Annotated in this window: 10 protein-coding genes; 1 reads left to right on the top strand and 9 read right to left on the bottom strand. The window is 52.6% G+C overall.

Annotation, left to right across the window (positions count from 1 at the left end):
- Positions 1–339 precede the first annotated feature (339 nt).
- The 5 genes from V7Z75_RS11040 to V7Z75_RS11060 form a co-directional block, all read right to left on the bottom strand.
- Complete coding sequence (locus tag V7Z75_RS11040; RefSeq protein ID WP_334108744.1) at positions 340–2,634, bottom strand: TonB-dependent receptor; 2,295 nt, start codon at positions 2,632–2,634, stop codon at positions 340–342.
- Between the two features lie 409 nt (positions 2,635–3,043).
- Complete coding sequence (locus V7Z75_RS11045; protein WP_334108745.1) at positions 3,044–4,417, bottom strand: ATP-binding protein; 1,374 nt, start codon at positions 4,415–4,417, stop codon at positions 3,044–3,046.
- Positions 4,414–5,148 (bottom strand): response regulator transcription factor, encoded by a 735-nt coding sequence (locus V7Z75_RS11050; protein ID WP_334108746.1) that lies wholly within the window; start codon positions 5,146–5,148, stop codon positions 4,414–4,416. The genes V7Z75_RS11045 and V7Z75_RS11050 overlap by 4 nt, the downstream gene beginning before the upstream one ends.
- A 159-nt stretch (positions 5,149–5,307) precedes the next feature.
- Complete coding sequence (locus tag V7Z75_RS11055; RefSeq protein WP_334108747.1) at positions 5,308–6,714, bottom strand: SMP-30/gluconolactonase/LRE family protein; 1,407 nt, start codon at positions 6,712–6,714, stop codon at positions 5,308–5,310.
- 41 nt (positions 6,715–6,755) lie between these two features.
- A complete protein-coding gene (locus V7Z75_RS11060) occupies positions 6,756–7,241 on the bottom strand; it encodes a hypothetical protein (protein WP_334108748.1) in 486 nt (161 codons plus the stop codon).
- Positions 7,242–7,602: 361 nt separating this feature from the next.
- Here V7Z75_RS11060 and V7Z75_RS11065 point away from each other — a divergent pair, with 361 nt between their 5' ends.
- Complete coding sequence (locus V7Z75_RS11065) at positions 7,603–8,025, top strand: hypothetical protein (RefSeq protein WP_334108749.1); 423 nt, start codon at positions 7,603–7,605, stop codon at positions 8,023–8,025.
- Positions 8,026–8,112: 87 nt separating this feature from the next.
- Here the strand turns inward: V7Z75_RS11065 and V7Z75_RS11070 are convergent, their stop codons facing one another.
- From V7Z75_RS11070 to V7Z75_RS11085, 4 genes are all read right to left on the bottom strand, one after another.
- Positions 8,113–8,499: a hypothetical protein gene (locus V7Z75_RS11070; protein ID WP_334108750.1), complete on the bottom strand. Its 387-nt coding sequence runs from the start codon at positions 8,497–8,499 to the stop codon at positions 8,113–8,115.
- 30 nt (positions 8,500–8,529) lie between these two features.
- Positions 8,530–8,832 carry a hypothetical protein gene (locus V7Z75_RS11075; RefSeq protein WP_334108751.1) on the bottom strand — a complete coding sequence of 101 codons (303 nt, stop codon included), beginning with the start codon at positions 8,830–8,832 and terminating at the stop codon, positions 8,530–8,532.
- A gap of 326 nt (positions 8,833–9,158) precedes the next feature.
- A complete protein-coding gene (locus V7Z75_RS11080) occupies positions 9,159–10,049 on the bottom strand; it encodes a hypothetical protein (protein ID WP_334108752.1) in 891 nt (296 codons plus the stop codon).
- Positions 10,050–10,343: 294 nt separating this feature from the next.
- On the bottom strand, positions 10,344–11,606 hold the full coding sequence (locus V7Z75_RS11085) for a PQQ-dependent sugar dehydrogenase (RefSeq protein ID WP_334108753.1): 1,263 nt from the start codon (positions 11,604–11,606) through the stop codon (positions 10,344–10,346).
- Positions 11,607–11,620: the final 14 nt, after the last annotated feature.

Consider the following 11,620-nt stretch of genomic DNA (forward strand, 5'->3'; position numbering starts at 1 on the left):
GCTATTACCGCGAGTTGTTCGGCGAATGCCCCATCGACACCCTGCGCCGTGCTGTAGAAGGCTTTAAGCAGCCCTGATACTCTCTAAAATATATTTGCAAGAATAAACCATCGAATATCCTGGGTGATAAACCTCACCCCTTTCCCAATACCTTGGTTTATATACCATTTCATATAGCTCTGGCTGCCCTTCCAGCCTTAGCATTCCCCATGCATATACTTGGTAATCCCGCCTGCTGCACTCAGAACTCCAAGCCACTATCACCATAAAAACAAAAAGCCTCGCAAATACGAGATTTGCGAGGCTTTTTTTCGGCTCAAAGAAATGAATCTAATCAGATCAGAACGCGAACCTGAGCGATGCGACTGCCGAACGGCCCGCGCCCATGCTGGCGTAGTGGGCAGAATAGGCTGAACTGTAGTACATCTTGTCCGTCAGGTTGTAGAGATTCAACTGCAAGGTCGTGTTCTTGGTCAGGATATAGCTGGCCATTGCATCGTAGCGCACATAGCCCGGCGTACCCTTGCGGATGAGCACATTGTTAACGCCGTATGAATAACCGCCAATTACATCGCTCTGCCCGGAAGCACCCACACCCACCGTCAGCTCAGGCGTGACCTTGTAGCTCGTCCACAGGCTGGCGCTGTGCTTGGGCGTATTGGGGAAGGCTTTGCCCGTACCTGCGTTATCAACACCTGCCGTGGTTTTACCAATATCCTTCTGCTCACTATCCATATAGGTATAGCCACCAAATACATCCCACTGCGAAGTCAGGCGACCAGCAAAACCGAACTCAATGCCATTGACCACCTTTTCACCCGCCATCGAAGCCAGCGAAGTGTTCGGGTCGCGGACACGGGCATTGGTAGTGTCGTTACGGAAGATCGCGGCTGTCAGCGACAATTGATTATCCAGTACGTCCCACTTGGTGCCGATTTCGTAGGAACGGGTCTTTTCCGGCTTCAACGCATCAGCGTTGAGGATTGGGCTGCGTCCGCCATTAGAGATAGTCTGGCTCTCGCTGCCTTGACCGTTGGTGCCACCACCCGGCGTGGATGAGGAACCAATGCTTGCATAGACACTGGCATTAGGTTGCAGCTTGTAAACCACACCCAGTTGGTAGTTCAACAGATTGTCGTCACGACTGAAGGAGGTAGTAGCATCCCACTGCTGGGTGCGGTAACGGTCATAGCGCAAGCCAGCATTGATCAGCCACTGCTCATTGAGCGTAATGGTGTCGAATGCATAAAGTGCGGTGGTATTTGTCTTGTAATGTGTGAAGCTGCGATTACGCACCATATGGCCCGTCCATGGATCGCTACTGTTGGGGTCATACAGACTGGTACACATGTAGGGTGAAAAACCTGCTACGCACTGATTGCTATTGGCAATATTCACACCATTGGCATCGACCATTTTGTAGCTGTCAACATCTGACTCTTCAAACGACAGCTCCAGGCCAGTCACGTATTGGTGCTTGACGTCGCCGGTAAAAGCTTGGCCAGTGAATTCGGTCACGTTCTGTAGCGCCTCGTTCTCGGCATAGCGCGAGTTCATACGGCGCCATACCTTGCCGCTGCTGACATTGTTCTGACTATCATCAGGCTGTGTCCAGACAAAGTCCTGAACTCCCTTGCTCCAGCGCGTGGCGTTGCGAATCTTGTTGGTATCGCTGAACTTGTGCTCAAAGTCGATAGTCAACATATCGCTCTTTTCCTTGCGGAAGTCACGCTCTTTCAAACCATACCAGTTGTCACGATCGCCACCGTAAGTGGGTCGCACGAATATAGGTGAGGTCAACGTATTGACATTATTACCTCTCGCATACGGCACACCGCTGTCAGGCATATCGTCCGTCTGCATGTGTTCATAAGCCAACGTAAGCTGGGTTGGCGTGCCCATACCGAAGGTAATGGTTGGCGCAATGCCCCAGCGCTGATTGTCCGGGCCGTCACGGCCAGGCACATCGGCATCGTGCGCCATCAAGTTCAGTCGGAAGCCGGTAGTATCATCAAGCATGCGGTTGATATCGAGCGTACCGCGCTTGTAGTTATCAGTACCGATACCAAGGTCGCCGCTAATGAAATTTTCGCTCTTGGCCTTTTTGGTCTGCATGTTGATGCTGCCGCCAGCGCCGCCACGTCCTCCGTAGGCGGAATCAGCGCCCTTGATGACCTCGATGGATTCAATGTTGTACACCTCGCGTGAGCGAGCGCCGATATCGCGCATGCCATCAATGAACAAGCTGCTTTGCGAATCCATACCGCGAATGAATGGACGGTCGCCTACCGGGTTGCCGCCTTCGCCAGCACCGAAGGTGATACCCGGCACGGTACGCAACGCTTGCTCAAATGTGGTCGCACCCTGATCACGCATCAATGCGTCGGTAATGACAGTGACTGTTTTTGGAGTATCCAGCAAAGGAGCGGTGAATTTGCTCAAGGAAGCCCGATTAGCTTTGTAGCCGTCAGTCTCTGCCTCTTTATCTGCAGAGACCTTTACCTCCGGCAAGGTATTGCTATCCTTGACCGGCTCGTTGCCTTCTGCAGCAGCTGTATTGGCAAACAAACATGCAACGGCAATAGTCAAAGGCTTGACGGCAAAGTCAGCCAGTTGGCTCTTTGATTCGAACATTGATTTCATCCTGTTTTATTTAAATGGGAAATGAACGCCAGCCAGTAATCAAGCACTCTCCCTGTCCCTGGATACGTCTGGCAAGCAATTTGCAGCACGCGCGTAAAACACCCGTACTGCAAATACAATTGGCATTGCGAATTATTCCTATTTATTATTGTAATAGTTTGTCAATTTGTGTTTGTTTGTGTAAAAAAGAGCAAAAATTGCAATAGTTCGCCACAATTAAACAGCGGGAAAAGATAATGATCCGGAGCGTCTGTTGACGCTCCGCTTTCTCTAGCACGCTCTTATCTCGGTATGATTCCGGAACTTGGCATCGTGGGAATGCTGTTATCGGCTATCAATATATGAGTTGCCGGATCCAATCTGGCAGATAGAGTGGCAGGACAAGCCTGGGATTATAGATTTACAGCGGTAATTCGATGACCGCGCGCAAGCCGCCTTCGTGACGATTGTGCAGGCTGATTTCCCCGCCATGGGCGCGGATGCATGAGCGTGCGATGGAGAGCCCAAGCCCGATGCTGCCTTGATCCTGGTGGCGTGCCGCATCAAGCCGCACAAACGGTTCAAAAACCAGCTCAAATTGGCCAGGGTCGATCCCCGGCCCATTATCCGTTACTTCGATACGCAGAAATTTATCGTCTTCCGAGCGCATGACATCAACCGCCACGCTACCGTAACAGGCAGCATTGCCGACGAGATTACCTATGGCGCGCTTGAGATGGACTGGCCGGCAACGATAGAACATATTGTCACTGACCTGTGAATGCCAGCGGATATCCTTGCCTTGTATGCGTTGGCTTTCTACCACTTCACTCACCAAAGCATTGAGAGGCACATCCTGCGTCGGCTCTTGCAACGCTTCATTACGAGCGAATTGCAGGGTACCTTCCACAATCACGCCCATATCGTCCAGTGTTCGCGCCATGCTGTCGCGCAGTTGCTCATCTTCGATGAACTCGGCCTGGATGCGCAGCGAAGTCAATGGTGTACGCAAGTCATGGCCAATCGCGGCAATCATCTGCGTTCTGCCTTGAATAAATTTCCCCAGGCTTTTCTGCATGTCATTGAAAGCATGAGTGATCTCGCGGATGCCTTCCGGGCCCGATGGCCGTGCCAACTCCACATATTCACCCCGGCTGAGCCTGCGTGAGGCCTCGGCAAGCTCGCGAAGCGGACGCATGATTCGACGCCCGAACAAGATGGCGATAATGGCACTGGGAATCATGCTGATGAGAATAGAGAAACTCAGCACCCTGCTCCAGTGCGCAGGTAGTATGGTGGGCCAATGCTCGCTGCGCAGCCATCTGCCGTCCGGCAGAAGCACATCGACATGCAGCGACCATGCCTGAACACCCCTGAACGCCCTTTCCAGCCAGTTATCCTGGTCAATGCCATCCAGATTGTAATCTACCTGCGACAGCCGCACTTGAATGGGAACCTCTGCAGGCAAATTGAGCATCTGGTGCAGCGATTCAGTGATGTCACGCTCCTGCTTTTCCATGCCGCGTGGATTCTCCAACACTTCGCTTGCCAGATAGAACCGGGAATCAGGCAGGTTGATATCTGCAAGCAGCGTATCCGCATCATTGGAATGAATAACCGCCTGGTAAGTGGAAAATATCCTGGCCTCGATAGTACGCGCAGACATGGGATGGAGCGTCATATTCTCCGCTTTCCACCAGGACAACGTTACCGCTGCAATCAGGTGAGCCACCACCATGGCGAGCAGCCATAACGCCAGCAACTGCCCGGAGATGCTGCGAGGCCACCACCTCAAGATGCAATCACCATGACCTTGGCCGCCAGCATGTAGCCATCTCCGCGCACCGTCAGCAGCATTTTGGGGCGACGGGGGTCGGATTCCAGCTTTTTCCGCAGGCGGCTGATCTGGCTATCTATGCTGCGATCGAATGCAATTGCGTCTGTACGCTGGGTCAAGTCAAGCAACTGGCTGCGGCTCAATACGCGGTTGGCATTTTCAACAAACGCGCGTAACAAATGGTATTCCGCAGTGCTGAGTGGCACGTTTTCATTATCGGGATTGTAGAACTGGCGGGTGCCAGTATCGAATACCCAACCGTTGAAGGTAAAGGACACGCCGCCTTTAGGCTCGCTACCTTCCTGTTGCCCGTTGCTTCGCGCTGTGCGGCGCAACACGCTGCGCACCCTGGCCAGCAGCTCGCGTGGATCGAATGGCTTGACGATATAATCATCCGCGCCAATTTCCAGCCCTGCGACACGGTCCACCTGCTCTGCCATGGCGGTCAGGAGAATGACGGGAATGCCCAGATGCTCCAGCACATAACGGCACAGGGAAAGGCCATTTTCCCCCGGCAGCATGATATCAAGCACGATCAGGCTGAAATCGCGTTCTTCCAGCCGTTGGCGCATTGCCTTTCCATCCGCTACCGCCTCAACCTCGAAATCAAACTTGCGCAAGTAGGCGGACAGCGGCTCCCTGATACTCTCGTGGTCGTCAACAATGAGCACGCTTGGCTGGACACTCATGTTTCGCTTTCATCATCATGTAAATAAGAAACATTATAAACCAGCCGGCTCAGTATATTTTTAGAGATAGAGGGCAGAAGGAATATCCCGCTCGCCAAACAAAAAGCCGGGAGTTACCCCGGCTTGCTGTTGCGCTGCAATATTCACTTGATTGAATATTTACCTGACCGGCAGGTATACCACTTCTCCAGCCTTCATGTCCGGCATCAGGATAAAACGTCCATCCGCAGACAAGGCGATATCGGCAGAAGACTGGTGCCCTTCGCTGATCAATTGCGGCGTAGCGCGTGGCTCGGCCAATTGCCAGACTTTTCCGCCCGCCCAGTCACTCACATAAAGCAGGCCATCGCTGTCTCGCACCAAGCCATCGGCACCGCCGAATCCCTGATTGAGCAAGGTCACGACTGGCTTGCTGCCAGTATGGTTCAACTGGAACAGTTTTCCGCTACCAAAATCCGCCACCAACAACTTGCCGGGGCCATCCAACAGCAGGCCATTCGGGCGCTTGATGCCAGCTTTATCGTTGATCAACTGGCGCACCTTGCCTGCAGGGGAAATCTGGTACACGGCAGCATGCTTACCGTTGTCATCGCCGCTGTCGGACACATAGACATTGCCAAGGCCGTCAATTTCGATGTCATTGAGGAACACTGGCGTCTGTGGAAAATCACCCGGCTTGGCAATCACGGTTTTGCTGCCATCCAGACCGATTCTCACAACCTGGTCCACATCCGCGACATACAATTGGTTGTTGAACAGGTCCAGGCCTTTGGGATCATTCAGTCCATCTGCCAACGTCTGGCGGCTGCCATCCTTGTTGATGACGGTAATCTTGCCATCACCCTTCTTGCCGAATTCCCCGATCTCGGAAATGAATATCCTGCCATCTGGATGCGCCACGGCAGATTCCGGCATCGCCAGTCCAGTAATCTTGCTGTTTGCAGGAGCGGGGCTGGCAGAGGCAGTTGCTTGCCCGTAACTGACGCGGTAGATGACGTCGCTATAATCATCGGAGATCAACAGCGAACCATCATTGAGCTGCAACACGTCGGTTGGCCGCCCCCAGGCGGCGCCATCGTTGAGCCAGCCCTCGATAAATACCTCGGTGGATTTGGGCTTGTGCTGCTCATCAAACACCACGCGCATGAGCTGGTAGCCGATAGGCTGGCTGCGGTTCCAGGAACCATGCTGCGCGACAAAGGCATTGCCATGGTACTCGCTGGGGAATTGCTTGCCGGTATAGAACTTGAAGCCGAGATTGGCGCTGTGGGCCTGGAACTCGACCACGGGCGGCGTTAGCGCCTGGGGCGGTTTCTTGTTTTGCCATTCCGCAGGCCGCGCATCACGCCCGCCAACGTATGGGAAACCGAAATGCAGACCGGCCTTGGGTGCAGCGTTCAGTTCATCAGGCGGGATATCATCCCCCATCATATCCATACCGTTATCCGTAAAGTGCAGCACGCCGGTACCCGGTTGGAAATCCATGCCCACCGAATTGCGCACGCCCCTGGCAAACACTTCCACATTCCTGCCGTCCGAGTCCATGCGCAGGATGCTGGCTTCCACGCCTTGCGGGTCGCAGATATTGCACGGCGCGCCTACCGTGACTACAGCTTCTTGTCCGGGCCATAGGCGATATAGCGCCAGCCGTGGTGCGCCTTGTTCGGCAATTTGTCGTAAATCACCTCGCGCATGTCCTTGAACGGCAGGCTCAGGTCGAAATCAGGCGCGGCATAACGCGTGATGCGGTTCTGCTCGGCCACATACAGGTTGCCGTCTATCATGGCGACGCCATTACCCACAGACAAATCGTCCAGGATGGTGACCACCTGGTCAGCCTTGAAGTCCTTGTTCTTGTCCACCACGGCATAGACTTTATTGCCGCGCGTGCCGACATAAACCGTGCCATTGGTGCCCAGTGCCATCTGGCGCGCGCCCGGCACCTCGGCATAGATTTCCACCTTGAACCCGGCAGGCACCTTGAGGCGGCTCAGGTTGGCCTGAACCTCAGCCACATCAGCATGCGCAATGCCGGACATCCATCCCATTGCCATGCTGATTGCCAGTCCTGCCATACGCTTATAAACAGGCATGTTGTTTACTCCTTGATTTACCAAATATGTAAGTATGCCAAAATCATTAATCTCTATATATGGAAATATTGAAATTACAAAATTCCATAATATGGAATTATCCCCACCTTGCTATTCCCAACAGGATATAAGGTTTATGATGGAACCTATCTGTAGATATCCTTGGCAACACCGACTCATGAAGGAGGGTTGGAGCTCAAGATTATAGGAATAATGCAGCTGGGCGCAGAGTTTTCCGAATATGCACATGCTTCTGTCGGACCATGCCTACTTCGGTATCAGACAAGCAAGACTGGCCCATATTCATTATTCCTTCATATGATGGGTGTAGCATGGTTTCAATTGCATGGAGGAGAAAATTATGTGCAGAGGCGTAAAAGTAACTGACCATATTGGTGTTGAAAAACGCATTGAATTCCCGCATCCACACGCGGCACTACCAGTCAAGGATGCCGCAGGCAATATCCGCTGGTTGCGCTGGGGCAACAACCTGGAAGAAAAGGAAGATGGTTTCTTCATTGGCGGCTGGGCGCGCCAGGTATCGCTGGACCAGGGCAAATGGGACAAATTCAAGCCTGAGCCGGTAGATCTGGTTGTAGATGAGTTCTTGAGCCGTGATGCCAAGCGCAAAGCTCACTGGATCGATATCCCGGACAGCCATGTCATCAAAGGCATTATCGCTACCCGTCATGACGAGCGCCGGATTTATGTCATTACCACGCAGGCCCCGGAAGAGTTTGCCGGCACCGATGAATGCTGGCCGTTGATTGCGCCAGCTATCTAGCGCTAGATTCAAATAGCACAAAACAAAAAGCCTGCAATTTACATCGCAGGCTTTTTGTTTTGTTGGCCTTCGGCCATACGGTCATCGTTATCGGCTGGCTGGCAAATTGCAGTACTGCGCAACATCCGCTTCTGCTTCACTAAAAATGAAATCCTCTCCTTCCCGCGCTTCAACCACAAAAGGCCGGAGCGCGCCATATTCCTCATTGTCGGGCTGAATCCGGTATTCGCCACACACATAACTTACCTCGCCATGCTTCACTTCTTGCAAATGCTCGAACTGTGCAGTTTCAGGATATTCAATATGCTTCAGGGCAGCATTCTTCGCGCTGTCGATCACCTTGCCATCCAGCATACGCACCTGTGTAAATACCACCCACGCAAGCACCAGGGCCAGGACAGCAAGAAACAGTTTTGAAATGGATAATCTCACTTTTTCTCCTTTAGCAGATTCACTATAAAACTGTTGACGCATACTTCATGCGGAAGCGGAAATACCTGGCCGTCACATGCTGACCGTGCCTTTCCATCCACCAGGTTTCTGATGGCATATTCCTTTATCGCTCAGCATCGGCTTTTGATAGGGCGAAACGTGATCGCTCTTCATGATTTTCTCCGTCTTGGCGAGATCGTGCGCCTGCCATACTAGCGCCCCTTTGGCACTGGCGCTGATCATCAGCGTAAAGTCCTTATTGTGTTGTGCTGGAGCAGCTTGCTCGCAACTGCCTTCCGCATGGGCAATATTTCCCGTTGTCATCAGCACATATATCACCAACCACAAGGTAGGCATTCGCCATATTTTTCGCATGCAGTCCTCCTTATCATCAATTCATTGGCAGACGGTTTCACTCTCTCTTGCTCGCCATTCAGGCGTTAACCCCATCCTATGGCATCATCATAACCACCAGTATCTGGTCGCCACATAGGACAGCCGTTGAACCTGCTGTCAGATTCCTCTGACAACACCATCTATCTGGCAACGCCATATAAAAAAGCCTCTATCCAAAGACAGAGGCTTTTCAGAAACGAAGGCTAATAGTGCTCTAGAAAATCAGCCAAACCAATAGCAGCACCGTAATGGGCACACCTAACAACCATGCAATGACATATGGCATTTTTCTCTCCTTCTGGTGATTAATAAGGATCTCTGACAGTGGTATGAACGACGCTACGCGCAGTGCAAGTCCCTGCCACGACAGCGGCGATCAGGCTCAAGAGGAAACCAAATGCCGCCCAGAGGGAGAACTGGGCCGCCATTTCGGCCGCCTTGTCAGCAGCTTGCTTGGCTTTTTCCTTGCTGGCGGCATAGGCGTCTTCCAGTTTTTGCACTTCCGCATCAGCCTGCTCTCTGGAAACTCCGGCAGCTTCTGCCAAGGCACTCACCGCACGGTCACGATCGATAGTGCGGCCATTCTCATCCGTATTGACCAGATAGCGGGTGAGCGCATGCCAATACATCCCAGGGCGAGGTTTGCGCTGAGACTCACCGCTTTGCTGCTGATCTGGTCCAGGCGCCATATCGCGGAAAAATGCTTCCACTTCCAGCCTCAGATCGCTCCCAGCTTCCGGACTCAAGCCTGAAGCAAGCAACGCACCTCCGGCAGCGGCCCCACCACTTGCAGCACCCACTGTCGCAGCAGTAGTCTTGAAGACGCCACCGACAAGATTGGTAAACAAGCAGGCCCCAGCAATTGTCGCCAGCGCCCAAATGACGATACCAAGCAACGCCCCGCGGCAACGGGTGATTTCATTGCTGGACAATACAGCCACGATAGTGCCTGCCGTCAATGAAAGTATCCAGCTTACAACCCACCACAAGGTCGCACCTATGCCCAATGCCTCGGCTGAAGGAGTTCCTCCCGCTTCCAGCGGCTCCACGAAGCTAAAGCCCACGCCTGTACCTACCAGGCTCAGGATCAGCTGTACTGCAATGGCCACGGCAAGTCCGGCCAGGATGGCCCGCCATGAAATGGAATATCCCAGCCAGTCCACCCTTCTTGTTGTTTCAGTATGCAACGTTGCCATGTCGGCCTCCTAATCATGTTGATTGATTGTTATATTCCAGCCCTGAATGGACTGTAGGCAGATTAGAAAAAACAAACAACGCGCGTCATCGGCGAAGTGCTTTAATGTCTGTCAGACCGCTCCTACACAAGAGCGATGACACAGATGACTTGGTAAATCGGGAATAGAAAGAGACAGATGAGCAGTAGCAGAAGATCAGGATGAGGCCACTGCCATAGCGCAGAAAGAAATATATCTTGATAACAGATAAGCAGATACATCATCCAGGCCAGGCAACAGCCTGGCCTGGATGGATTACTTCTCCATCCAGAGAAACTGGTCGTTATCCGTTTTCATGAAGAAGAAACCATTCTTGTCGATCCTGAGCGCGCGGATGCGATAGTCACTCAACACCGGCTCGGCATACACCAGGCGCTCGCCTTCCTTACGCATATACAGCAGGTTATTGGAAGCCATCCCTGCGACAAAAAAGCCTTCTTCCCAATATTCATTCTTGCCGGTTTTGGGATATTTTGCGATGGCGCCCACGCCAATGGAAGGATTGAATACGAATACCGGCTTCTCGAAATTTTCGTGGGAATTGTATTTGTTGCCATAATAGTTCCCCATCCCCTCGCGCTCATACAGTGTGCCGTAACTGACTACCGGCCAGCCGTAGTTCTTGCCGTGTTTGATCAGGTTGATCTCATCTCCGCCCTTGGGGCCATGCTCGGTTTCCCACAATTCGTTGCTGTCGCGGTCAAAATACAACCCGCCCGAAGGTGAGCGCAAGCCGGAAGCATAGACTTCGGCAGTCGCATTATTGAGATTGATCCTGATCATCTTGCCCAGCGCGGTGGCAGGATCCTGTACGCCATCCGGCTTGGAGAAATCGCCTACGCTCAGGAACATGGTGTGATCATCTGCCCCCAGCACCAGCTTACCGCCTACCTGATGACCAAGAAAAGGCTCCTTAATGGCTGGATAACTCAGGAATATATCTTTACGATAAGTCAGCGTGGCATTCTCGCGGTCAAGATCGAAGGCCGAGACAGCGAGCCTGGCGCCATTGGCTTCATGGTCCCAGGTGGTATAGGCGACGTACAGAACATCGTCCACCAGCAAAGAATCCTTGACCCCGGCGAGCTCCCTGCAATACACCAGGCCATCGTAGTCTTCGCCCTTGGGTTCTTCACGCTGCTCCAGGCCAGGCTTGTCCAGACGACCGGCATGACTGGCAATCTCCAGTTCGCCGGATTCATTGATCCTAGTGAAATAGATGTCGCCACACTTGGTAATGAAAAGGAACTGCTTTTTCCCCAATATCTCGAACGGGCCTGTGGGATATTGGTCGCTGAACGGCAGCTCGCGCACTTCCAGCTCTTCGCTGCCGAAGATAGAAGTCAACTTCACTTGGCGGGGTTCGGGCATGATTTCATCCACATCCACGCTGGCGAAATAGCCTTGTCCAAACGGCCACCATTGCATGTGGTATTGGTTGGCGCCAGCAAAAAACAGGATAACGCCGAGCAACAGAACCAATAATGAGATAAAGAGTTTCTTATATTTTTTAAGCATAGTCATACGCTGCC

Source organism: Methylobacillus sp. (assembly GCF_036844465.1).
Lineage (GTDB): Bacteria > Pseudomonadota > Gammaproteobacteria > Burkholderiales > Methylophilaceae > Methylobacillus.

What these genes read in the sequence shown, in the direction of transcription:
- V7Z75_RS11040 (WP_334108744.1), bottom strand. Translation starts at nt 2,634, where the DNA reads ATGTTCGAATCAAAGAGCCAACTGGCTGACTTTGCCGTCAAGCCTTTG.
- V7Z75_RS11050 (WP_334108746.1), bottom strand. Translation starts at nt 5,148, where the DNA reads ATGAGTGTCCAGCCAAGCGTGCTCATTGTTGACGACCACGAGAGTATC.
- V7Z75_RS11060 (WP_334108748.1), bottom strand. Translation starts at nt 7,241, where the DNA reads ATGCCTGTTTATAAGCGTATGGCAGGACTGGCAATCAGCATGGCAATG.
- V7Z75_RS11065 (WP_334108749.1), top strand. Translation starts at nt 7,603, where the DNA reads ATGTGCAGAGGCGTAAAAGTAACTGACCATATTGGTGTTGAAAAACGC.
- V7Z75_RS11070 (WP_334108750.1), bottom strand. Translation starts at nt 8,499, where the DNA reads ATGCGTCAACAGTTTTATAGTGAATCTGCTAAAGGAGAAAAAGTGAGA.
- V7Z75_RS11075 (WP_334108751.1), bottom strand. Translation starts at nt 8,832, where the DNA reads ATGCGAAAAATATGGCGAATGCCTACCTTGTGGTTGGTGATATATGTG.
- V7Z75_RS11080 (WP_334108752.1), bottom strand. Translation starts at nt 10,049, where the DNA reads ATGGCAACGTTGCATACTGAAACAACAAGAAGGGTGGACTGGCTGGGA.
- V7Z75_RS11085 (WP_334108753.1), bottom strand. Translation starts at nt 11,606, where the DNA reads ATGCTTAAAAAATATAAGAAACTCTTTATCTCATTATTGGTTCTGTTG.